A 25,164-nucleotide genomic window follows, 5' to 3' on the forward strand; every position below is an offset into this window, starting at 1 on the left:
ATTATCTCTCTGTATTAAGAACCAGATTCAGGTGCTCCTGAAGGATGCTGATACCTGTAAGGTTCTCACCACCTCTTGGGATGATGATATCCGCATACTTCTTACTTGGCTCTACAAACTGCTCATGCATGGGCTTAACAGTCTCAGCATACTGAGTAAGAATTGAATCGATGGATCTTGCTCTTTCTACCATATCACGGCGGATACGACGCATAAGTCTCTCATCTGCATCAGTCTCAACGAAAACCTTGATATCCATAAGGTCACGAAGCTCTTTATTCTCAAGAATAAGGATACCCTCAACGATGATTACCTTCTTGGGAACTACATGAACTGTAGCATCAGACCTGTTGTGAACTGTGTAGTCGTAAACAGGCATATCGATTTCCTGGTTGTTCTTGAGCTTCATAACATCAGAAATCATCAGATCTGTATCAAAAGATGCCGGATGGTCATAGTTAAGTCTTGATCTGTCCTCGTAGGAAAGATCATCATGAGCCTTGTAGTATGAATCATGGTTGATTACTACAATGTCATCTCCAAACTTCTCCTTGATTCTGCGTACGATGGTAGTCTTACCTGACGCTGTTCCTCCTGCAATTCCTACAATACAAACCTTATCGCTCATATCTATTTCCTTTCATCAAAAAATTCAAGTTCTTATTCTATATCCTTGTCAGCCTATATGCAACCTTGGCATTATACCCCATTGATAGGCTGCCGTCTTCCATGTTTAGTCCTGTCTGTACTTGCTGCCGTAGGACCTGTAATACTTGTGTGATAAAACCTCTCCTGAGTTCTTGTCATAAGTGATTACCTGAACGTCATACCAGATATGATCATCATCATAAAGGTAATTCACCTCTTCATTTTCCTTGGCATAAAGAAGTCTGAAGCGCTGCTCCACAGGCTGATAAACCATGCTGCCCATGGCTGTTGCTACTCCGTCCAGCATCTCTTCGCCGCAGGCCTCATAAACATTTCCTGAACCCGCATCATTGATCATAATGTATGGGCCCTGAGTGTTCACAATCTTGTCAGTGCCTGACATCTTGGATACCAGCTCTTTTACCCCGTCATCTGAAAAAGCATTGGAGCCCTGGTTAAAGTACACTACTGAGCCCACATCTCCAAAGGACAGCATCTCAAGCTGTGTGTAGAGCTCATCAGCATTTACCGCTCCGCTCTTCATGTTGTCAGCATATCTTGCCGCACACTCATCGTAGTACTCGTATCCGGCCTGCCCTCTGTGATCTGTAAGATCTGCGTTTTCCAAAAGCCAGTTGCCCAGAAAGTCTGTAACCTTCTTGGCTCCCAGAGCATTGAGATGACCTGTATCGTTCAAATCTGTATATACATCTATTATATCCAAATCTAGCATATTAATATAGGGAACGCCGTACATTCCTGCTGTGACGCCTGCGCTGTTAGCCGCAATCTTGTCCTCAGTGGTAGGACAAAACGGAAGGTAAGTAACAAGAACGCCAATTCCACGTCTTTGGCACTCATCAATTATCTTCATAAGATATTCCTGGCCGACTGTGTGCTCCGCAAGGACTTCTCCCTCTGCAGGGTCAGGGCTTGTTGAAGGTTTAAGCTCAACCTCATATCTAAGCTCTCCGCCAAAGAGGCCTTCGCCGCCGTTTTTGCCCGCAAGAACATCGTAGTCCTCTCTTGTAAGTTCGTTCCATCTGTCGTGATAAACCATAAAGTCAAAGAGGAATTCTTTTCTGATCTCTTTATCCTGAATAAGGTCTGAAATGGCAGCAAGCTTGAGTCTGTTAAGTGGCCAGCAGTCCATATTAAGGTGAAGCTGATCTATAGAAGAATCAATATCCTCCTGAGGTGTGTTCTCATTCATCACATCCAGGTACTGATAGTTCTTTTCAAGCATGTAGGCATCCACCACAACCCACTTAGGTGTGCAATAATCGAGAGCCTCAATCAGCTCCCAGTAGGTTGCCTGCATTACAGAGCCGTGTCCACCCATGTTGTAGGAAGTAAAGCCGTAGTCCTTGTACAAGCTTGCAGGATTCACTCCGTTTATGACGTGTGATGATCCCATGAACAGAACGTCAATATTTCCTTTTTCTGCCTGGGTAAAAAAGTCTGCATATTTATTGTTACTTTCTTTTCTTCGAACTACTGTTGCCGCAGCATACAGGCACCCTGAAACCACCGCAACAAATAGTGCTATTACCAATAGATTTAAAATCTTCTTTTTCATATCTCACCCTTTAGAACTGCTGATATATAAAGCTTGAAGCATCGTAGCCCGGGCCCCAGATTCCGCAAACTGCGATAACCAGAATCGCAACGATCATAATGATCCATCTAAGCCACCAGGGTTGCCTTAATATCTTTTCCCTTACTACGATTCCGCGAACGCTCATAAGGTCCACAACAAATACAATAACTACTCCGATTGCAAGAAGCAGCATATTTGCCTGATCAAGGCCGTGCTTAAACAACTCTCCGTTTGTCAGAACCCAAGGGGTAAAAGACAAGCTCTTGCCGATAACATCGAAGGCTGCAGCCAGGGTATCTGCTCTAAAAAACACCCATGCAAGATTTACCAGAAGGAAGGTGATAACTGTCTTAACAAGTCCATGGGCAAAGGATTCTCTGTCCACCTTGAAGGTCTTAACAAGAAAATCTCTTACTGGCTTTAACAGGAAGCCAACAATCTGGTATAGGCCGTGGAGAAGTCCCCAAACCACAAAGGTCCAGTTGGCACCGTGCCACAGTCCGCTTACAGCAAAGACAATAATGATGTTCAGGTACTTACGGGCTACTCCCTTTCTGTTGCCGCCAAGAGGAATGTAGATGTAATCCTTGAGCCAGCTTGAAAGTGAGATATGCCATCTGCGCCAGAACTCAGCAATAGATTTTGAAAGGTAAGGCGCATCGAAGTTGTTCATAACATCGATTCCAAGAAGCCTTGCAGAGCCTATAACAATATGTGAATAACCTGCAAAATCGCAGTATATTTCAAGAGTATAAAGAAGTGTTCCGATGAAGGTAATAGTGCCTGTTACAGGATTGTCATAGACATTTCCTACGAAGATCGCCATTCTGTCAGCCAGAACCAGCTTCATGAAATAGCCCCAGAGAATCTGTAAAAATCCGTCCTTGAGCATCTCCATGTCCACAGTTACAGGATAGTTGAACTGCGGGATCAGGTTATCCGCTCTGTCGATAGGACCTGAAATAATCTGGGTAAAGAATGATACGTAAAGCGCATACTTGGCGATGTTTCTCTCAGCCTTTATGGTGCCTCTTTTTACATCAATCAGATAGGACAGAGCCTTAAGAATGTAAAAAGAAATACCGATTGGAGCAAGGATACTGATAGCCGGCGCTTCTTTTCCCATAATTCCAAATACAGTGCCTGCAAAAAAGCCCAGGTATTTGAAAACTGCAAGCATGCCTACGTTAACAATGATGCACAGAACAAAGATCAGATTATTACCTGACTTGCCATTGCCTGATTCTGAACCATTTGCGGTGCCTTTATCCATGAGAAGTCCTGCGCCGTAGGTCGTCAGTATGGAAATCACAAGAACAATCAGTCCCTTGATATCCAAACTTGCGTAAAATCCCAAACTGGCGATAAGAAGCAGTATGTATCTAAATTTACGCGGCAGGCAGTAGTTAAGCGCTGCAACTGCAAATATAAAAATCAGAAATGCAAATGATGTAACCTGCATAATTCCCCCATTTATCTTAGAAATTGATTCTCTTTTCCTCTACGACTAGAGGTCTTCCGATTACACGGGTGTTGATGTTGAGAATATACTCACCCATAAGTCCTATGAAAAAGAGCTGTATAGCACCGATAAGGAACATACCAATGATCATTGGAGCGTAGCCTGCGTGGAAGCTGTACCAGTGTGTGAGCTTCAGAACCAGGTAAACGAAAGCCACAATAACATCAATCAGAGCACATACAAAACCTGCAATTGTGCAAAGCCTTAATCCCACCTTAGTGTAAGAGGTAATACTCAGCATTGCTGCATCGTACAGTGTGTAGAAGTTGTTGTGAGTCTTTCCTGCGCGGCGCTGTGGCTGCTCATATTCAACAGTTGTCATGTTGAAGCCTTCGCCGTACTCCGCAACGATTCCTCTGATGAATGGAACCGGATCATTAAGTTTTCTAAGAAGCTGAATAAAAGTCTTGTCGTAAAGTCCAAAGCCTGTGAAGTGCTCAATCATGCGGACATTAGACATGTTCTTGATTATCTTGTAATACATGGTTCTAAGGAAATAGATAAATCCGTTTTCCTTACTGGAAGACTTGATTCCACTTACAATCTTGTGGCCCTGCTCCCATTTCTGTACAAAGACAGGAATCAGCTCAACCGGATCCTGGAAGTCTGCGCAGATAGGAATTACGCAGTCGCCGTCAAGGCTACACATTCCGTGGAAAGGAGAGTTAAACTGGCCAAAGTTGGTCACATTGAAGATTGCCTTAATCTTGGGATTGCCGGCGCAGATATTTTCAATCTTATCTCTTGTGCCGTCTGTTGATGCGTTGTCGATAAAGACAATCTCATAGTCGTAGGCAGAAAGCTTTTCTTTGAGAACTTTCTCAACTGCTGCTGAGATAGGCTCAACGTTCTCTACCTCGTTAAAACATGGAATCAAAATACTAATTTTTTTCATATAAAACCTTTCAAAACTGTACATTTAGATATATGAACTAAATGTTATTCATAACAGAAGCACGCAAAGAATGCGTGCTTCAAAAATTACGTGCAAATTATTAGTCTACCTCAACCTCATCATTTGTCTCGGCAGATTTGTTCTCATCGCTCTCGTGATACTCTTTTTCTGTATTAACATTCCATACGTTAGTACGGTCTGTGCTGCCGCTTACGATATTCTTAACAGCCTCGAAAGATGTGCACATTGAGTGGTCGATGTTGTTGTATCTGTGCTGACCATTACGTCCAACGCAGTACAAATTATCAATAGTATTGAGATAGTCAACAAGCTTATCCATCTCATCATAGGTATCAAAGTAAGCAGGATATGCCTTCTTAACTCGCTCCATGTGGTAATCAATAACTTCCTTAGGATCGCTGATGAGCTTAAGTGTAACCATCTCATCGATTGCCATCTTGGCAAACTCATCCTCGGTCATGTTCCACATGTTGTCACCTTCAAAGCAGAAGTACTCAAGGCCAACCCATACAGTGTGCTCAAGATCCTTAACAAGGTATGGTGACCAGTTGTTGTAAATCTGGAAACGTCCCATCTTAACTGTTCTGTCCTGAACATATACCCAGTTATCAGGAACGATATTGCCGATAGTCTTGATGTTTGTCTTGTTCTGAAGATTAAGCTTAGGAACAAGAACTCCAAGAGTCATGTAATCACGGTAAGGAAGACCTGCTGCGATTCTTGCAGGATCTGCAGGCACATCGTTCATTCCTGCTACGAGATCCTTAACAGGCATTGAGCTGATAACTACATCGCCGTCAATGTCGATCTCCTTGCCATCCTGAAGATAAGTAACACCCTTAATGTGGTTGCCTTCCTTGCGGACCTTGGTAACCTTGGCATTCATAATAATTGTTCCGCCAAGCTTCTTGATTTCTTCCGCTGTAACTTCCCAAAGCTGACCCGGGCCAAGCTTAGGATAGCTGAACTCCTCGATAAGAGAAGTCTCTACCTTGCCGCCCTGCTTACCTGTCTTCTTGCGGAAAGCATTACGAAGAACTTCCATAATGGAAACACCCTTAACTCTCTGAGCACCCCAGCTAGGATCAATCTCAGAAGGATGTCTTCCCCAAAGGTTCTCTGTGTAATACTCAAAGAACATGGAGTAGAGCTTCTTACCAAATCTATTAACGTAGAAATCTTCGAGAGACTTCTCTTCTCTCTTGTGGATCATAGCACCCATGTAAGAAAATCCACATGCTATGGTCTTGGCAAGACCCATGTTCTTGAAGGTCTCAACCTTGAGAGAAATAGGATAATCATAGAATTTACGATCAAAGAAAATTCTTGAAACCCTGTTACGACGAAGCATAACTCTGTCTTCCTTCTCAGGATCAGGGCCACCCTCAGCCATCTTCATAGGGCGATTAAGAACTATATCATCATATGTTGGAGAACCCTGGAGAGGAAGCATCTTCTGCCACCAATCGTTGACCTCAGGTACCTTGGAAAAGAATCTGTGGCCACCCATATCCATACGGTTTCCCTTGTAATTAACAGTTCTGGAAATACCACCAAACTGCTGTGTTTCCTCAAAAACTATAACCTGATAATCATCAGACTTGGTCAATAATTCATAGGCTGCAGTAAGACCTGCAGGGCCTGCTCCGATTATCAACGCCTTTTTCATACTCATTCCCTCGATTTGTTATTATTCTGTGCAGACATCTAATATCTGCATCATATTTGTTTGTCAAATAAACAACAATAGTAGTATATCCTATATGGCCTATTTCTTCAATACAAGTAGCGTAGACGAAATATCGTTAATTCTTTAAGACTTTCTTAAGATTGCCCCCAAAGTCTTCACATTGTAAAAATACGTGTTTATAATGGCAAGTAGTTTAGAAAAGTGAGGATTTGATTATATGAATAAAAAACTAATAATGATGACCGCAGTCACCATGGCCTTTTCCATGATGATAACAGGTTGTAGTCTTAACAAGGACGACTCCAAAGAGGCTACAGAATATATCAATGATGAAACACTTAATTCAAGCGATGACAGCGCAGGACTCGCAAGCTCCTCAAATATCATTGTGGCTGATGATCTTGCAACGCCTGATTTTGAAGACTATACTACCGCAGCTGCTTCTACAGAAGCAAGCCAGGAAGCGACTGAAGAGAGCAAGGAAGAAGATAAAGTTGTAATGGTATTCTTCGGAGACAGCCAGATTGCCAACGGTAGAAACGATGGTACAGACATCCCTACTTTGGTTCAGCAAAGAGTACCTAATTCAGTAGCTTATAACTTTGCTATTGGCGGAACAACTGCTTCTCTTGAATCTTCAACTTCCAATTATCAGGATTATGAGAACTGGACTTCCAATAGCTTTGTAGGTATGGTTCACGCTTTCACAGGCAAAGTTGCAAAAGGTAATGTCCTCAGTGCATTGCCTGACCTTATTACGGCAATGGATTCTGTTAATCCTGCTGACGTAGATTACTACTTCATCGAGTATGGCGCCAACGATTTCTTCGCCAAAGTTCCTCTTGATAAGTTCAATACTGAGGAACACTACGAAGATATTTACACCTACTACGGAGCACTTCGCTTGGGTATTTCGGAACTTCGCGAGGCAAGTCCTAATGCGAGATTCTTCCTTATCTCTCCTGTATACGGAATCTACAAAGACAACAGCGGCAACTACCTTGGAGATTCCTATGTAGTAAGTAACGGTTTTGGAACACTTTCAGATTATGCCAAGAAAATGGGTAATGTTTCAGCAGATGAAGAGAATTGTTTCCTTGTAGATGCAATGTTCGGTTCAAGATTCGACCTGTACCTTGACACAGCAGATCAGTACCTTATGGATAACGTCCACTTAACAGAAACCGGCAGACGTATCCTTGCAAGAATGGTTGCTCACTGGCCTAACGGCTTTGAATTCAATGAGCCTAAGGCTTACAGAGAATCTGATTTTGTTAACATTGCAACTTTTGATCCCGATGAGTTCTATCGTCTTGATGACGGTGTCCTCATGGATGCTTTCCCAGATCAGTTCGAGCTTCTCTTAAATGGCGAGTACAAGCTTGTTAAGCCTAACGAGAACACGCCTCAGCCATCACAGGAGAATCAGGCGTCTGGAGAGAATTCAGAGAATCAGGAAAACCAGGAAGCGCAGTAATTTACAGCTTGGACATTCCAAATCCTGCGGTAACAAGAAGTCTTATCAAAGATACAATCACAAGTCCCACTGCCATTCCATCAAGGCCAAACATAACAGTTGCAGGAACAACTATGGCAGTAAAGGCTGCGATATAGATAATATTGATAATAAGCTGCAATTTCTCCTTGGTAAAGCTCATTACAATTACCATTAGAGATCCGGAGATAAAATATAATATCTGTCCCAAATTAGCCAGGAAGAAATACTTCCTGGCTTCTTTTATAACATCAGGGTACATGATCTGTACAAATACCATAGAAACCAGGGAGCAAACCAGCGCTCCAGCCACTGACAATACAAGCATAAGAAGACTGATAAGAGCAAACTTCTTCTTATCAAGCTTGATCTTGTAGTTGGTAAAATAGCTGATTATAACGCCGTTAAGAGGTGTTGTAAGCATAGCTACAATCTTACCGATAAGGCTTGCTGTGTAGAACACTGTAACCTCTCTTGCTCCAACAAGGAGTCTTAACAGTATTCTGTCTGAATTAAGGATAAGTGCGGAAATAAGGTTACTGGCTGAAATCACCCAGGCAGATTTTAAATTTTCCCTATAACTTGTAGAAAGCTTGGCAAAAGGCGCCCTGAAAATGCTGCCTCTTACTATGGTATAGATAATACCAAACAGCTCTCCCATAAGGATTGTAAGAGCCCAGCTTCCTGTGTATGGGAACAGTAATAGTCCCACAATATATCCCACAGATACAGCAGTAAAGAAAGCGAAGTACCTTACAAATCTGATGTTCATGCGGTACTCAACATCAGCGTAGTACCTAAATACCGTCACGATCATCAAAACTGCCATCTGAACGAAGGCTACAATAGTCAGCTCTTTTAACACAAAAAGAGCTACAAAGGTGACCACCAGTGATATCCCTGCGATGATAGTAAGAAACAGGTTGTAGTCACCGTTTTCCTGAGTCCTGTCCTTTTTAGCCACCATTCTGGAATAGCTTGCAGCAGTACCAAAGCCTGCGCCCATAACTGATACAACAGAAATCAAATATAAAACGGTGCCAAAGGCCTCTGCACCAACCCGGGCATTAAGCCCGGGATAGATAAGAAGCTGTAGGACACCGTTATAAATAACCAGCGCAAGTACGCTGAATATAAAATCTTTGGAAGCACTAAGTGCCAGGCTTTTCTTCTGATTAGTAGAATCAGCCATTATAATCATTCTCCTTGTGTCTCTGGAGCATGTTCAGCTGCATCTCAAACTGGCGTCTGTCTCCGATTGCCATAGTGGAGAGAATAACTCCGGCAAAGAATGCCTGAACAGCAGATAACATAATAAAGCAGCACACAATAAGTGTAGGAATCTTAGGTACAAGATGTGTTGCCCAATACTCCTGAAGAATCGGAATAAAGAAACCGATTGAAACAAGAGCAAGAACAATAGCGATCATAAGGAAGAATCCAAATGGCTTGTAGCTTCTGTACAGTCTCATGATAGTCTTAAGAACCTTGAAACCATCTGAGTAAGTATTAAGCTTACTTACTGAGCCTTCCGGACGATCTCTGTAATCAATGACTACATTCTCAATCTGCATGTTGTTGTAAACAGCATGGATAGTCATCTCTGTCTCAATCTCAAATCCCTTGGAAAGAACAGGGAAGGTCTTAACAAACTCATAACTGAATGCTCTGAAACCAGTCATGATATCTCTGATGTTACAACCAAAGAGCTTGTTGATACTTCCTCTTACAAGGTTATTACCAAAGTTATGGAAAGGTCTCTTATTCTCCTGATAGTAGGTTGATGACAATCTGTCTCCAACTACCATGTCAGCATTGCGGTTAAGAACCATGTCAACCATCTCTCTTGCTGACTCCATTGGATATGTATCGTCTCCGTCAACCATTACATAAACAAGGGCATCAATCTCGCGGAACATGCGTCTGATAACATTTCCCTTGCCCTGCATATATTCATTTCTTACAACAGCTCCGGCCTCAGCAGCGATCTCTGCTGTTCTGTCCTTAGAGTTATTGTTGTATACGTAAATTGTAGCTTCGGGAAGAGCTGCCTTTGCATCTCTTACAACCTTGCCAATAGTCTTTTCCTCATTGTAACAAGGAATAAGTACTGCTATTTTATCCATGTAATCCCTCCGGCTCTGGCATTTACACCAAAGTCTCTTATACCCTCACTGTTATTGCTATTACTTTATATTGTCATCGGCATTATTCTTGTTACCAATCTTCATACGCTCATGACCGCCAAGCTTGTTGGCTGCGTCCTGATCTCCGCGAAGAATTGCGTTTACAAGCTGCATACGGAAACCTGCATCGATGAAATCGCAGTGCTTACAGAATGGATATTCCTGACGTCCCTCTGCAATCTTACGTCTGACTGCCTGGAACTTCTCGCATCCCCAAGCCTCTTTAATAGACATCTTTGTAAGGTCACCAAAGTCTGTAGTCTCAAAGTTATCGCAGCAGCAAAGTCCCATCTTACCGTTTGGCATGATCCACATATCTGTGAATGGAAGAAGACAGGTCTCTTTAATAACCTTCTTGGTCTCCTTCTTGTTAGGAGCACTTCCTGCTCTGTTAGTAAGAACTTCCTGTAAGTATCTCATCTGGATCTGGATATCAAGATCCTTGAACTCATCAGGATGAGCTTTAACGTAATCATAGAGCTCCTGAATATTGTCATGGAGTTTCATCTCCATTGAATAGTTATTGATAATAAGCTGATTGATGTAAGGAGCAACCTCTTTAACCTTATCAATTGTAAGAATAAGTCCATTGGTAGACATGAAGATAAAGCTATCAGGAAGCTTTTCTCTTGCATATTTGTGTCTTTCTACAATCTTGGTATCAAGAAGAGGCTCATTGTTACCGTAAAGAGTAAGATGTCCCTTGTAGCCCCAATCTGCCAACTGATCGATGATACTCTTATAAAGATCATCGTCAATCTTGGCAAGAGGTCTGCACTCGTCGTGAACATTGGCAGTACAGAAGGCACAGGTTGAATTACATCTGTTGATGGTCTCGATATTAACAACATTAGGCATTGGAACTTCCTTGGAATTAAGGAAATAATCACAATAAGCCTTCTGTGACTTACTTCTGGTAGCAAACTGAAGTTTCAGATATGCGTTACTTGCAAGCATAGGAAAATGCTTACGTGCAAACCATCCAAACTTACCCATGAAACTATTAACTCTAATTGGCATTACAATTCTCCTCAAATCAAATAAATCTTACTTTTTATCTCTAAAATGTACAGCCCTGTCCAGAATACATTTCATTCCAAAGGCCGCAAAAGGCATCCAGTACACATAGTATCTCATAATGTACCTTGATGAACCTTCCCAGAATTCATGGAAGCACATGCCTCCAAATATGAGTATCAAAAGAAGCATTTCCTTGTCAGAAAGTCTCTTTTCACTAATTCTGATCACAAGATAAACAAATACACACAGATAACAAACGCTCATAAAGACATTCATTATCCAACTGATGATAATATTACCATCACCAAAAACAATATAATACATCAAATCCGTCGGATTCTCAACATGTCTGCTGACAAAGTCCAGATTGTGGGTTGAAATGCACACCGGATCTGCCCACTGGGTCAGGAATTTACGGAAAAAGAATTTAAAAGCATATCCCGGGTGATGAATAAATGTATCAACCCTTGATCTGATTTCTTCCATGGCTGCAGCCTTAGTCAGCTCAGTATCATAGCCGTTATCCTCAAAAACCTGATAGTTATACCCACTATACCAGCCATTTTCCAGTTCGAACTCCTGGATGCCCATGGCTATATGGGAAACGGAAGGACTTCCCTTCGGAATAGCTTCGATTCCAATCCTGTCGCAATAATAGGCATTTACCGCCCACTTTCCGAATACTACAGCGCCAATTATAAGGGCTGACAAAAGAGCTCTCACCGCCAGCCTGTGGGCCAGCTCATAGGCATAATATCCCTCGCCCTCCTTATTTTTCCAGGCACTTAATATCAATATCATCACAATGGCAATCAGGGTAATCTCACTATTGGTCTTGATAACAACTGCAAGGGCTATCCCAATCGCTGTAATCACCGCATATACTGCCTTTTTTCTTTTTACAAATAAAATCGTAGTATAAAGAGCTATTGTCTGGGGCATAAGACTGTACACATCCCCATAAACATAGGTGGAATAGTTGTAAAAAAACAGCATTCCAAAGCTCATAAGAGCCATAATTCCGCAAACAGCCCTGTCTTCAAATATTTCCCAGGTAATCTTGTAAAGCAGATACACCACCGCAAGAATCACCAGTAAAAGAAGCATATCCCAGGCCATATAATTGGCATGTCCGAAAATGGAATCCATTGTCTCGCCAAACAAAACATATCCAAGCTGAAATGGCCAGACAAAAAGATATCCTCCTTTCTGGGTAAGGCTGCTGTAGTCTCCGCTTGAGAACTCTGCAAATATCTTATCCAGAGTCATGGAATCAGTAACCGGAATAGGCTTAATAGCAAAAATCAGCGTAAGACAATAGGCAAGGCAGAATAAAAGCGCTCCTATCAAAAGGCCCTTACTTTTCCGGGTAAATACATCCTTTTTGTGAAGGACATAGAAAAAGACAAACACAACTGCCATAAGTAGCAAAAGCAGTGGGATATTTTCTTTTCCGTAATGAGGAAAATCCACATCCTCGTGCATGTCATAATATATTGTTGTCAAAAGACTTGTGACAAATACCGATCCTGCTGCGATAGCAAGTAGTGCCACAACTATCTTGTATAAGACATTCTTAACATTCATAAGTTAGTTTTTCCTAAGAAGAACCGTATTCTTGTGGTAATATCTAGCCACAACTATATTGATCCAAAAATCTGTATCTTCCTCAACATCGCTAAAAAACAGCATTGAAGGCTTAACTGTATATTCATCAAGAACTGCATCCGACACTGAATCATCAGTAAGCACAGAGAGTCTTTCCATGCTCTCTTGTCTATAAGTCCCCGCATTTCCTGAAGCAATATCGTAGCAGGCACTGGTTGCCGAGAAGTAATGAGGATCAGCCTTTATGCAAAGCGCTGCGCCAAAGGCGATAATAAGAAAGAGCACACACATATATAATGCAGAATTGCCGGAAAGCGCCTCCATATCACTGCCGCTATTCTGCCCCATCTGTCTACCCAAAACAGTCTGTCTCACCCAGGCAATCAAATAAAAGATTGAAAGCTCCAGCATAACCACAAACTCTGCCCAGAAAATAGACAAAAGTCTTCCGGCCTCAACGCTTCCTGTAGCAAAAAGCGGAGGAACAATACCAGCGGCAGACATTCCAAGAGCAAAAAGAGCAAATATAAACGGATGCTCAAATCTATGTTCAATACTCTCAGAAAGCTTCCAGAAAACCGGAATCAGAAGAAGCATCACAAGGATTACTTCCCACCTAAGGTACTGATTTATACAAATATCAAATACATCATAAAAAGCTATTAGGATTGATTTAACCGCACCAAAGCCCTCAACTTCTGAGGCTCTGACCTTGTTGCCGGGAGCAAGGCAGGACATTACAAATCCCATAAGGTTAAGAACTGCAGGAATCCACAGAAGCTTCAGATTCTTATTTCCATCTTCGGAAAGTCCTTCTACAGTGATAAACCCGCTCTTTCTCAGCCCAAGAATTACTAAAACAAGTACAGAGACAATAGCCAGTTCCAGAGCTGTCATATAATTGGCGCCCCCAAGTAAAAAGCCAAGGATGCAGGCCCAAAGTAGCTTTCCTTTTCCGGAGCCCTCTTTCTTGTCAAAAACCACTCTGATGAGAAGCCCTACCCATAACAGTCCAAGTCCAAACATAAACATATAGTTTATGGCACCGCTATGCCAGTAGAAAGCTTCAACTCTTGGCATTCCAAAGGGCATACTCTGTATGATCACCATCAATGTGGCCATGGACACCACATTTGCAAGATGCTTGTCACCTCTAAAGCCATGCACAAACAATGCATTAAAAAAGTAGCACACACCAAGGGTAAGCATACCTATGATTTCATACACCACAAGGAAATAAAGCTTTTCACCGAAAATACCGGGGCAAAGGCTCGATAAGGTTGCGGAAAAGAAATATCCAACCCAGTTCATGTACTCATCCGCAGTAACCTTTATTACGTACCCTATAAGTCCAAAGATATTACCACCATTTATGTAGTATTCATGCGCCTTGTAGGCCATGGACATATCATCGGCTGACAGCCAGTTAAAATGCCCCAAAACAAGAAGCGGAATAATTGTAAGGACATAAAGCACAGTCATTACAATGCTGAGGGTTTTCGTATTTATTTTTCCGGAAAAACCAGGAACTTTGTAGTTAAACATCAAGTAATCCCCTTACGTTAGCTATCAACCACTCATCTATGTCCGTTACTGTAACTCAATATGCATTAACTGCATCAATTACCATCTTAACTTCTTCATCTGTCATCTCAGGAAAAAGAGGGAGTGTTGCACAATGCTCAGCTAATTTCTCAGCATTAGGGCAATCGCCCTTCTTGTAACCAAGATCGGCATAAGCCTCCTGGAGATGGCATGGTACAGGATAATGGCGGTTACACTCGATGCCCTTATCCTTCATATACTCAAGGAACTTCTCAGGGTCACCCTCAACCTGTACTTCAAATAAGTGGAAAACAGGCTCTGTATTATCAGGATGTGCCTGAAGTGTAAACTTAGGGTTAGTGATCTCGGCCATGTATCTTCTGCCGATTTTCTGTCTGCGCTTTGTCCACTCAGGAAGATATTTAAGAGAAACAGAAAGAACTGCTCCCTGAATACCCTCAAGACGATAGTTGTAACCAATCATCTTGTGATAATATCTGACTTCACAGCCCTGATTCTTCATAACATTCATGTAGTGGTCATACTCAGCATTATTGGTGCTGACAGCGCCACCCTCACCAAAGGCATAGAGGTTCTTGCCGGGATAGAAGCTAAAGCATCCGATATCTCCCAGGGTTCCAACCATCTTGCCTTCTACCTTGGCGCCATGAGCCTGGGCACAATCCTCAACGATAAAGAGATTATGCTTATCAGCAATTTCTTTTACCCTAGGGAAATCAAAAGGCTGTCCATAAAGGTGAACACCTACGATAGCCTTGGTCTTGTCAGTTATCTTCTCTTCAATCCTGTCAGGATCAATTTCCCAAGTATCTGCTGTACAGTCAACAAATACAGGCTTTGCTCCTGTGTAGGTAACGCCCCAGGCAGATGCGATATAGGTATTGGCAGGAACGATTACCTCGTCTCCTTCGCCAACTCCCAATGCTGCCAGTGCGCAGTGAAGAGCTGAAGTTCCGTTGTTAAGTCCCTGAACGTACTTAACACCAAGAAAATCAGCGAACTCTTTATCAAATTTATCTGCGTATTTTCCGCCGGAAAAAGCTGTTTCTTCACAGCAGGCCTTAATGGCAGCCAAATACTCTTCTTCGTGTTTCTTGTAATCTCTTGTAAGATCAATTCTCTTAAGCATTTTCATAACCTCTCGTATCTAACAAATGCATAATCTGTTATTACCTATCATCTGGTAACTGTAGCGTATCTCTTTTCCTGTCTGAACAGCTTCTTGAGCTTATAAATTCTGATAATGTAATTCTTGATGGTCTTGGGCACGTTAACTGTTGTGTCGTAGTCCTCAACCCACTCAATCGGCATGTCTATGATATTAAGACCGGCTCTCTCTGCTCTGAGAAGGAGCTCAACTGTGTAAAACCAACCCTTGTCATCTGAGCACTGCTTAACAAGCTTCTTGGCAACTGGAGTTCTAAGGAATGTGAATCCGCAAAGAGCATCTGTGGCCTTCATCTGGAACATTGCCTTAAGAATAAAAACAAGTCCTGCTGAAGTAATTTTACGATACCACTTGCGGCCATGGGTCTTGGAATCCTTGCTGAATCTCGATCCGTTAACATACTGAACATTTTTCTTTTTCTCAAATATCTCAATTGTCTTGCTAAGATACTCAAGATCAGTTGAAAGATCTATGTCCATATATCCCACAATGTCGGCCTCGCAGCGAAACACCCCGGTCTTAAAGGCGATACCTACACCTCTTTCCTCGATGCGGACAAACTCAACCTCTTCATATTTGTCAGCAAGACGCATACCAATCTCAGGTGTATCGTCGTCAGAGCCGTTATCAACGATTGTAAGCTTATAAGGGATGTGAACATTCTCCCTCATGTAAGCTACGCATTTATCAATTCCTTTTTCCAATCTAAGATGCTCATTAAGAACAGGAAATAAAATATTAATATCCATACAAAATCATCACTTTCCAACTATTTTCTCGATATCCGCAACCAGGTATCTCTGCTGTCTGAACACCAGATTAAGAAGCACAGACAAATACTTAAGCACAATTGTAAGAAGTGCAAATACTCCAAAGAATCCAATTGACATAAAACTCATAAGTGAAGGCCAGCCTGAGGCAATATCTGATCCCATGAAGTGGTCAACAATTGAATACACAAGACATACAACTGTTGCCAAAAGAAATCCACCGCTCAGAAATGCTGATGCCCTCTCCATTATGTTTGTGAAATAAATAAAGGTATCAAGGGCAAGGCCGCCTCTCTCCGAAAAGCTTGCCTTGGAATCATTAGCTTTGGAACTTGCAATAGGCGCATAGTCTATAGTTGTCATATTAAGTCCACAGTTGGCATAAACAGCCTTTCTGTAGGGGATATGATTTCCGATAGTCTTAATCCTGTTAATGGCACGCCTACTAACTATTCTAAAGGTCTCAGGGCCAATCTTGGCAAAAGACTTACTGTATTTATTGAACAGTCCATAGAAGACCTTGGAAGTGAATCTGTGGAACTTGGCGTTTGAAGCAGCTACAATGTCATAGCCCTTAACCATCTCGTTGTAGACATCCTCGATAAGGCTCTTATCGTAGTCCACAAACACATGGTCAAACTCATACACCAGGTCACCGATGGCAATATCTCTTCCTGCATTCATGGAAGGCTCAATTCCCTGATAAAAGCCCATATGTACCACAGAAACAATACCCTCAAGCTTCTTGTCAAAGGCATATTTCTTGATATTTTCTACAGTTCCGTCGCTGCAGGCATCATCCACGCAGATAATCTCGTACTTTTTAAAGAGATTACTGATGGCATCCACTGCAGTATCCAGGAATGGTACTATATTTCCCTCTTCGTTATGAAGGTAAACTACCATTGAGACGAATTTGTTCTCCATCTTAATATCCTCAATCTCAAATTAGATATTCATCCAGGTCATAGACCGTATTGATCTTACCTGACAAAACACTTATAAATGTGGGCTCATTGCTGTGAACCTTGATAGCTGTCGGTCTTGAATCATCTATTTCCGAGCTCTTCAAAATAGGCTTCATTGAAAACAGTGACTCTCTGTAGTAAAAGCCGTATTCAGGCTTCATATACTTCTTGGCCAGATGACTCATATAATCCCAGGAAGAATCCGGTTTAACAGGACATCTGTTACAGTTTCCAAGGCATTCCGGAACGCACTTATATCCGCCAACTTCCTCAAGGCGCTTCTGACAGCTAAATGTAGGAAGCTCATCATAACTGGTGACATGAGGTGTAAAGGTAACCGATGTCAGTGAGTGCTTGCCTGTAAGACCAAAGGGCATTATGGAAAAGAATGGTCCATCCATAACGGTAAGTCCGATATCTTTAAGATTATCGTCAACATCGCACAGGATAATCTCGCAAAGCTCATACTTAATTGCAAAACTCTCCTCCGGAAATGCCTTTTTGAGAATCTGATTAACGGAGGCATAGGTTGCATTGAGAACAAAACCTGATGAATACTGCTCTCCGCCTGACAGCCTTACAACGTAGTCACTTCCATCCCTGTCTATTGTCTCAATGTCAGCATTGAACTGTAACTTGACATTAGAGTATTTGCTGATTTCGTCCAAAAAGAAATCCCTAAGGACATGGGCATCATAGGTATATTCCTCAGTAAGAAAAGCTCCGTCACACATCTTGTTTTGGAACCATCTGCCTGCAGGAACCTCGTCGCACCTGATGTCTGCAGCCTTGCAAAAATCTATAAACTGCTGGGCATTGGTCCAGCTAAAATTTTCAGAAGTAGCATAAATCTGCTCAAATTTGTCATGAATACAGAATTTGTAATCATCCACAAATCTCTTAAAATATCCCGCAGACTTCATTGCGGTGGAAAGACTCCTTGGGTAGTGATATCCCATATGGACTCTCGCCTGATTTATATAGGTGGCCCTGGAAAACGAATCCGGTTCTTTTTCAAGTACAAGAACACTCAGCCCTCTTTTTCCACAAAAAAGCGCTGAGTATAATCCGTAGAGACCTGCTCCAATTATTATTCTATCAAACTTTTCAACCATAGTATTCCTTGTACCACTTAGCAAACCTCTTAAGCCCCTCTCGTAGCGGAGTGTTTGGTTTAAAGCCAAAGTCCTCCTGAAGAGGAGTTACATCTGCATAGGTAACCTCAACATCACCGGGCTGCATAGGAACAAGCTCCTTGTGAGCCTCAAAATCGTAGTCCTGCGGTAATACGCCGGCACTGATAAGCTCCTGCTGCAGAATATCCACAAAGTCAAGAAGGTTTACAGGGTCGTTATTACCGATGTTATAAACCTTGTATTTAACACCGTTCTCATTCTCATCAGGGGCCTTCTCCATAACATTGATAACGCCCTCAACGATGTCGTCAACATAGGTGAAATCTCTTTTACAATTACCAAAGTTAAAGATCTTGATGGTCTCACCCTTAACAAGCTTGTTGGTAAAACCAAAGTAAGCCATGTCCGGTCTTCCTGCCGGTCCGTACACTGTAAAGAAACGAAGACCTGTGCTGGGGATTCCGTAGAGCTTACTGTAAGAATGAGCAAGAAGCTCATTAGATTTCTTGGTTGCAGCATATAAGGAAACAGGGTTATCTACCTTGTCCTCAGTGCTATATGGGATCTTCTTGTTGGATCCGTAAACACTGGAGCTTGATGCATAAACAAGATGCTCAACTCCCTTATATCCGCCCTCAGCCTTGTCAGCATCATAGGAATGTCTGCAGGCTTCAAGAATATTATAAAAACCAATAAGATTTGCCTCAATGTAGGCATCGGGATTTTCTATGGAATAACGAACTCCCGCCTGGGCTGCAAGGTTAACTACAACCTCAGGCTTAAACTCGTTAAAAGCTTTTTCTATAACAGACTTGTCGGCGATATTTCCCTTAACAAATTCGAACTGGGAATTGCCTACTATCTTGGAAAGTCTGTCGTTTTTGATTCCTACATCGTAGTAATCATTAACATTATCGATACCAAGGATCTGAATATCCTTGTATCTCTTCATGAGCTCCATGCACAGGTTTGAGCCGATAAAACCGGCTGCTCCTGTGACGATAACTCTTTTATTGCTTAGATCAATATTCTTAGTCAGCATAAGTCCCCCCTATACTCTACTATGCAGAAAAATTACTTGGCACCCTTTCCAAAAAGAACAACGCCAACGGTCTTAAGGATGATCTTGAAGTCCTCTGTAAGACTCCAGTTGTCGATGTAGCGAAGATCAAGCTTAACAACCTCATCAAAGTCCATGATGTCGCTTCTTCCGCTGATCTGCCAAAGTCCTGTAAGACCTGGAGTCATTGAAAGACGTCTTCTGTAGTGCTCATTGTACTGAGAAAACTCGTTCTCTGTCGGTGGTCTTGTTCCAACAAGGCTCATGTCTCCCTTAAGAACGTTAAGGAACTGAGGGAACTCATCAAGACTTGTCTTTCTGATGAATTTACCAACCTTAGTTACTCTTGGATCGTTCTCCATCTTGAACATGAGACCGTTCATCTCGTTCTGAGCCTCGAGCTCTTTTTTACGCTCTTCAGCATCTATATACATAGATCTGAATTTGTAGATCTTGAAACGTCTACCGTTCTTACCGATTCGTACCTGTGAGAAAAATACAGGTCCCGGAGAATCAAGCTTAATAGCAGGTGCAAGGAAAAGAGTGATGATACCTGTAAGGAGTAGCCCCACCAGTCCTCCGATAATATCAACGATTCTCTTAATAAAGAGTCTCTTATAGCTGCTGCGGAACATAGTATAGGAAATAACTGTATAATCAAGGAAATCTCCTACATTTGTAACAGCACTTCCCACACTTGGAAGCTCTAAGTTATAGTGAGTTGTAATACCCATCTCCTCAAAGCCAAGAATAAGGTCTTCCATCTTGCGCTGAGGAATATTAGGAGTATTGATAAACACCTCATCAAAAGGATCTGTGATAAGCCTCTCTGTAAGGTTCTGAATTCCATAATGTACATGAACACCGTCAATGTACCATGGCTCTTTGTCCTTAGAAGCCTCATAATCATCATCTACGCAGTAAGCTCTCACAACCTTGTAGCCAAGGCCCTTGCTGTTCTTCATGAGTTTCTTGATGGTAGCTTCCATCAGATCTCTTTCTGCAACAACTACAACTCTCTCCACATTCGCATCACTGGAGATGTAGCTTCTGAAAATATTCTTGAAAATAACCCTGACTATCAAAGTAAGGACTATATCAGCCCAAATAAAATTCAAAATAACAAATCTGGAAAGGATTCTTGCCCAGTCAAGGAAATAGACTACTGCAATGGATGCCAGCATCATAATTGCTACAAATCTTACAACATGAAGGAATTCAATAATGTAGCCTCTTATTATGAAATCCCTGTTCCAGTCTGCCAAAAAGGTGTATCCGGTACAAAACAAAAGGAATAAAACACATACCATATAATGAAGTGTCTTATCACCCCAGTCGTTATTGTCCTTGAATCTTAGCCATGAAAAGAATATGTACGTAACAATAATGCACGCCATATCAATCGCCCACAGTACATACGTCTGCAGGGTTCTGTACTTATTACTCATACTTCCTCATTCCCGTAAATCAACAAAACGTATATTTACTCATTCCTATAATTTTACAACTACACATTGTAACATAATATTTTTATATGCCAACTAGAATCATCTAGTGGTTAATAAATTATTGTTTTTTCCTTTTTTATTAAGAACAAATGCAGTAGAAACAGCTACTATACACATAGCAAGAGCCGCCACACTAAAGGCTCTCTTCTCATATTCCATTCCGGCAATCTGACTGTCGTAGCGATACATGGGAGTCTTGTCATCCACATATCCGATCACAATATCTCCCTGAGCCTTTACCTCTGAAATTTCCGCCTCTGTCATATACAAAGCTTCCATTTCAAGGCTCTTACCTGTTTCATCCGCTTCTCTGTTTCCGTAAAGAGCTGTAGGTTCACCGGTAAACAGGTAGAACAGCATCATAGCACAGAGCCCGGCTATAGCACCAAAAGCGATTGCTTTCCCCAGGACAGGAGTTGTGATCTTTTTAATCAGATCAGATGTCAGCTCTAACTGAAAACTGCCCCAAAGCATTGATCCCATGAATATATATGCAAAATTCTTGAAGCCAAGATTATATAAAAGCGGCTCCCAAATGCCTATAAACAGCATTCCCATGAGAACTGCCAGTTCCTGCATATGCCCTGCCTTAAGACTCTTATGAATAAACCACATGGTCAGAGCGCTTACAACAACAAAGGCCACTATACCAAGCTGTAGAAAAAGATATAACTGAGCCATATCAATTCCATAGGTCTTATATAAATGATTAGGATTATTAAGCCTTATGCCAAAAAGAGAAAACGAATTGTTCTCCCAAAAATACTTGGCAATTGAAAACCTGGTAGTAAAAAGTGTTTTGTCAACCGTATCAAAAATACTCTCCGGAATAAGGAAAGGAAGGACAATCGCAATAAAGCAGGCCAAAGGGAATGAGATGTAGCATACTATCTTTTCAAAAAGTCTTGGTCTGTCAATTATTGAAAACCAGTAATTAACCACAAGAAAAGCTATGCTTCCAAGAAGTCCCGTTCTGCTTCCTGAGTACTGGAACACATAAAAGTTAAACAAAAATGCCAGGCATGAGTAAATAAGAAGTCTTATCTTATCTCCCTTAAGAGTCTTGCTGATATAGAACATAACGAGCATTGTCAGCATCAGCACATTCATATGAAGAGTGTTGGGATGAGCATAGCCAAGAGATTCTCTGAACATCAGGCCAACCCCTTCTCTTTCCTGGGGATAATAGATTCCGTTAACAAGGCCTAAAGCTCCGGTGATGATCCTGATTAGAATTATTGAACCAGCAACAATAATACCGGTCCTTACCACCTTCATGACACTTACGCTCTTCATGCCAAGCATCATTGAAAAGCACACCAAAAGACCCTTTTCTCCGGTTCGCAGGTACACTATGACAGCCAGTAACAAGAACCCTGCGGCAATAGCATACTCTTTTAAACTGTGCTCAGTAACTATCATCTTAAGAGCAAAGAGCCCAAGTCCCAGCACCAGGGAAATATTGTAGATTGTCATTCCCTCATAAAGCCCTGCTGCCCTTGCACCTATCATAATAGCAAAATAGAGAAGGTAGATGCCTTCTCCAATCTGCTGCCTATTATCTTTAAATTTGCTTATAACATCAGAATTCATACAGTTTTCCCCACACTTTTTTCTTAAGTCCTAGCGGAACTTTTCAAGAAACATGTAGAACATGTACTTGGCATTAGTTACAACGTATCTCTTAACCAGTCTCCCCGGATCCTGGAAAAGTCTATAAAGCCATTCAAAGCCAATATTCTGAATCCACTTGGGAGCTCTCTTAATTGTTCCAGCATGGAAATCAAAGCCTGCGCCAACTCCCATCATAACGCCTTTAACCTGTCCCTTATGAGCCTGCATCCATTTTTCCTGCTTGGGTGCACCAAGACCAATCCAGATGATATCAGCATCTGCAGCATTAAGCATTTCCACATCCGCCTTGTCCTCCTCAGGAGTAAGGGCTCTAAAGGGCGGTGAATACATTCCCTTTATAACAAGTCCGGGATAGTTCTGATTAAGGCTCTCTTTAAGAGCATCCAGAGTCTCCTGGGATGCACCGTAAAAGAAATGAGAAAGCTGTCCGTCTGCGGTATTCTTAAACATATGCTCCATAAAATCGGGACCTGCAACTCTCTCCGCAAGGTCATAACCCATTTTCTGCTGGAACTGAGCTATAGGATTTCCGTCCGGGAAAGTATAGGCTGATCCGTTAAGCACTCTTCTGTAATCATGGCTTTCTCTTGCCATTACTGAAGTATGGACATTGGAAAAACAGATGTACTCACCGGAAAGTTCCTTAATATGTCTTATCACATGAAGCACAGCTTCCTCTGTCCTTGCAACAGCGTAGTGAATACCGAACAGATCACAATGCTGACTTCTGACTGCAACAGGGATAGAAGCATGTCCGTTTATATCACTTACAATTCCGCTCTTAACACTATAACCAAGGCTGTTAAGTGCTACATATGGATGCATCCCTTCATTTTCAAGGATTTCGCATATGCGGTTTGTATCCTTAGTATCTGCATCCTCTGCAAAAACAAGAGCTCTTGTGTATTTCCCGCCTGAAAGCAGCTCTTTTACCCCGTTTTCATCAGGGAAAGGTGCCCGAAGTTCCAAAGCAATGTCGGGATTTGTGCCAAACTTGCGAATGTAATGGCGCTTTAAGAGCATTCTGAAAACAAAAGAGAAAATCCCATCAAAGCCCACTATAGCTGCAATCACAAATCTGGATGAGTTTGTCCCCTGCTGGATTATATAGAGATACAGAATGATAGCTATAAATAATAGGAAACGTCCCTTGATAACCGTAAAAACATTCTGCGCCGTATCCTGAATCATTATGGATGCTCGTCTTGCGTCATAACCCATAAAGATAATAGCCTGAACCAGCACCACAAAAACCAGCAATGAAACATATAGCCCATCGTAAAACTGAGGCCACATAGGAAACATCTTTGTGTACCTTACAATGAGCGCAGCAAAGAAAGCCAGCACCAGAGCCAGCTCATCTAATGCAAATAATTTTTTCTTGGAAAAACGTCTCATGCCAACCATTACTTTTTAAGTCCGTCATTAGCTACAGCACACATATCGCAGGTACTGCACTTATCCAGCTCCTCTTTAGTAACCTTGCCATCGCGAAGGTCTCTTACAATCTTGTTCTCATACATTGAGTAAGGCTTCTTCATGAAAAGAGCCTTGAATTTGTGGCTGATTACCCACCATCCTGGAACCCAAATGTACTTGTGCATAGCAGGTGAAACAGAGCCAATCATCCAACAGTCTCTGTCGCAGTGTCTAACTACGTTTCTGACTTTCTCTGCCTGGTCGGAGTTCCACAGTTCATCCCAGCTCTGAGTATTGAGGTTACCCATAACCTCTTTATCCTTGGTTCCGTTACATGGCATAACATCTCCGTAAGGATCAATAAAGAAGGTGTCAAAACTCATGTCGCAGGGAAGAAGTCTCTTTTGACCATAAATATAATTGATGAGGCCGTGGTTAAAGTATGCTCTGAACCACTTCTTGGGGCTCTTGGACTTAAGAAGCATATTGATAAGCTCCTCAAAGTGCTCAGCCACCATCTGTCTGTCATGAATAATGTTCTTGGCTTCAACAAAATAAAAGCTGTTGTGAAGTGAAGCTGTTGCAAACTCCATATCAAGCTCGTCTGAAAGTTTGTAAAGCTCGCACAGGTCAGGAGCGTTTCTATCCTGAACAGTCATTCCAAAGCCAACATCCTTAAGTCCCATCTCACGGAGCTTCTTAAGAGTTGTATAGCCTCTGTTAAAGCCATCCGGAAGCCCTCTTATCTCGTTATTGGTCTGCTCAAGGCCCTCAATGGAAATTCTGATACCAACATCAGGGAATTCCTTGCACAGATCAATGATCTTATCTGTAAAAAATCCATTGGTAGAAATTACGATTCTATCGCTCTTCTTGCGAAGCTCTCTAACGATATCCTTGATATCCTCGCGGATAAATGGCTCACCGCCTGTGATGTTGGTGAAATACATAGGAGGGAGCTTCTTGATTGTTTCTATTGAAATCTCGTCCTTAGGATCAGATGGTGCCTTGTATCTGTTGCACATATTGCAGCGGGCATTGCATCTGTAAGTTACGATTACGGTTCCGTTTAATTTCTTGGGCATTACTATTCTCTCCATAATAAATACAATTACTCTGAGCGTGCATTCCATGCATACACACTCAGAGTAATTATATAGCATAAGGTCAAAGTTCTCAAACATCAATATAAGGTTGATAATAGTACGCTTTGCCTTGTACCAAATTATGATATACTCAATATTGGTTA

General features: G+C 41.9%; 20 protein-coding genes. 1 reads left to right on the top strand and 19 read right to left on the bottom strand.

Features of this window, described 5'->3' with window-relative positions:
• Position 1: 1 nt before the first annotated feature.
• From udk to G613_RS0111580, 5 genes are all read right to left on the bottom strand, one after another.
• Positions 2 to 628 (bottom strand): uridine kinase, encoded by a 627-nt coding sequence (gene udk, locus G613_RS0111560; protein ID WP_029232791.1) that lies wholly within the window; start codon positions 626 to 628, stop codon positions 2 to 4.
• A 105-nt stretch (positions 629 to 733) separates the two neighbouring features.
• A complete protein-coding gene (locus tag G613_RS0111565; RefSeq protein WP_029232792.1) occupies positions 734 to 2,227 on the bottom strand; it encodes a hypothetical protein in 1,494 nt (497 codons plus the stop codon).
• A 10-nt stretch (positions 2,228 to 2,237) separates the two neighbouring features.
• A complete protein-coding gene (locus tag G613_RS0111570) occupies positions 2,238 to 3,710 on the bottom strand; it encodes an MBOAT family O-acyltransferase (protein ID WP_029232793.1) in 1,473 nt (490 codons plus the stop codon).
• A gap of 16 nt (positions 3,711 to 3,726) precedes the next feature.
• Positions 3,727 to 4,665: a glycosyltransferase family 2 protein gene (locus G613_RS0111575; protein ID WP_029232794.1), complete on the bottom strand. Its 939-nt coding sequence runs from the start codon at positions 4,663 to 4,665 to the stop codon at positions 3,727 to 3,729.
• A gap of 100 nt (positions 4,666 to 4,765) precedes the next feature.
• Complete coding sequence (locus G613_RS0111580; RefSeq protein WP_035774666.1) at positions 4,766 to 6,355, bottom strand: NAD(P)/FAD-dependent oxidoreductase; 1,590 nt, start codon at positions 6,353 to 6,355, stop codon at positions 4,766 to 4,768.
• Positions 6,356 to 6,593: 238 nt separating this feature from the next.
• Here G613_RS0111580 and G613_RS0111585 point away from each other — a divergent pair, with 238 nt between their 5' ends.
• Complete coding sequence (locus tag G613_RS0111585) at positions 6,594 to 7,853, top strand: SGNH/GDSL hydrolase family protein (RefSeq protein ID WP_029232796.1); 1,260 nt, start codon at positions 6,594 to 6,596, stop codon at positions 7,851 to 7,853.
• A gap of 1 nt (position 7,854) precedes the next feature.
• Here G613_RS0111585 and G613_RS0111590 read toward each other — a convergent pair whose 3' ends face one another.
• The 14 genes from G613_RS0111590 to G613_RS0111655 form a co-directional block, all read right to left on the bottom strand.
• Positions 7,855 to 9,063: a lipopolysaccharide biosynthesis protein gene (locus G613_RS0111590; protein WP_029232797.1), complete on the bottom strand. Its 1,209-nt coding sequence runs from the start codon at positions 9,061 to 9,063 to the stop codon at positions 7,855 to 7,857.
• Positions 9,056 to 9,997, bottom strand: a complete 942-nt coding sequence (locus G613_RS0111595) for a glycosyltransferase family 2 protein (RefSeq protein ID WP_029232798.1) — start codon at positions 9,995 to 9,997, stop codon at positions 9,056 to 9,058. The genes G613_RS0111590 and G613_RS0111595 overlap by 8 nt, the downstream gene beginning before the upstream one ends.
• Before the next feature lie 60 nt (positions 9,998 to 10,057).
• Positions 10,058 to 11,077: a radical SAM/SPASM domain-containing protein gene (locus G613_RS0111600; RefSeq protein ID WP_029232799.1), complete on the bottom strand. Its 1,020-nt coding sequence runs from the start codon at positions 11,075 to 11,077 to the stop codon at positions 10,058 to 10,060.
• Between the two features lie 27 nt (positions 11,078 to 11,104).
• Entirely contained in the window at positions 11,105 to 12,664 is a 1,560-nt protein-coding gene (locus G613_RS0111605) for a hypothetical protein (RefSeq protein ID WP_029232800.1), read from the bottom strand.
• A 3-nt stretch (positions 12,665 to 12,667) separates the two neighbouring features.
• The gene (locus tag G613_RS0111610) at positions 12,668 to 14,230 is read right to left on the bottom strand and encodes a DUF6056 family protein (protein ID WP_029232801.1); all 1,563 of its coding nucleotides are present in this window, start codon (positions 14,228 to 14,230) and stop codon (positions 12,668 to 12,670) included.
• Positions 14,231 to 14,285: 55 nt separating this feature from the next.
• Entirely contained in the window at positions 14,286 to 15,380 is a 1,095-nt protein-coding gene (locus tag G613_RS0111615) for a DegT/DnrJ/EryC1/StrS family aminotransferase (protein WP_051151071.1), read from the bottom strand.
• A 47-nt stretch (positions 15,381 to 15,427) separates the two neighbouring features.
• The gene (locus G613_RS0111620; RefSeq protein ID WP_029232803.1) at positions 15,428 to 16,168 is read right to left on the bottom strand and encodes a glycosyltransferase; all 741 of its coding nucleotides are present in this window, start codon (positions 16,166 to 16,168) and stop codon (positions 15,428 to 15,430) included.
• Between the two features lie 9 nt (positions 16,169 to 16,177).
• Positions 16,178 to 17,116 (bottom strand): glycosyltransferase, encoded by a 939-nt coding sequence (locus tag G613_RS0111625; RefSeq protein WP_029232804.1) that lies wholly within the window; start codon positions 17,114 to 17,116, stop codon positions 16,178 to 16,180.
• A 16-nt stretch (positions 17,117 to 17,132) separates the two neighbouring features.
• Positions 17,133 to 18,272 carry an FAD-dependent oxidoreductase gene (locus G613_RS0111630; protein ID WP_029232805.1) on the bottom strand — a complete coding sequence of 380 codons (1,140 nt, stop codon included), beginning with the start codon at positions 18,270 to 18,272 and terminating at the stop codon, positions 17,133 to 17,135.
• Positions 18,265 to 19,335: an NAD-dependent epimerase/dehydratase family protein gene (locus G613_RS0111635; RefSeq protein ID WP_029232806.1), complete on the bottom strand. Its 1,071-nt coding sequence runs from the start codon at positions 19,333 to 19,335 to the stop codon at positions 18,265 to 18,267. Before G613_RS0111635 ends, G613_RS0111630 begins: the two co-directional genes overlap by 8 nt.
• Positions 19,336 to 19,367: 32 nt before the next feature.
• Positions 19,368 to 20,801: a sugar transferase gene (locus G613_RS0111640; protein WP_029232807.1), complete on the bottom strand. Its 1,434-nt coding sequence runs from the start codon at positions 20,799 to 20,801 to the stop codon at positions 19,368 to 19,370.
• A gap of 99 nt (positions 20,802 to 20,900) precedes the next feature.
• Positions 20,901 to 22,454, bottom strand: a complete 1,554-nt coding sequence (locus G613_RS0111645) for an O-antigen ligase family protein (protein ID WP_029232808.1) — start codon at positions 22,452 to 22,454, stop codon at positions 20,901 to 20,903.
• Positions 22,455 to 22,484: 30 nt separating this feature from the next.
• The gene (locus G613_RS19875) at positions 22,485 to 23,903 is read right to left on the bottom strand and encodes a WecB/TagA/CpsF family glycosyltransferase (RefSeq protein WP_242826143.1); all 1,419 of its coding nucleotides are present in this window, start codon (positions 23,901 to 23,903) and stop codon (positions 22,485 to 22,487) included.
• Positions 23,903 to 25,000 (bottom strand): radical SAM protein, encoded by a 1,098-nt coding sequence (locus G613_RS0111655; protein WP_035774683.1) that lies wholly within the window; start codon positions 24,998 to 25,000, stop codon positions 23,903 to 23,905. The genes G613_RS19875 and G613_RS0111655 overlap by 1 nt, the downstream gene beginning before the upstream one ends.
• Positions 25,001 to 25,164: the final 164 nt, after the last annotated feature.

This window comes from Butyrivibrio sp. VCB2006 (genome assembly GCF_000420945.1).
In the GTDB taxonomy this organism is placed as follows: domain Bacteria; phylum Bacillota; class Clostridia; order Lachnospirales; family Lachnospiraceae; genus Butyrivibrio.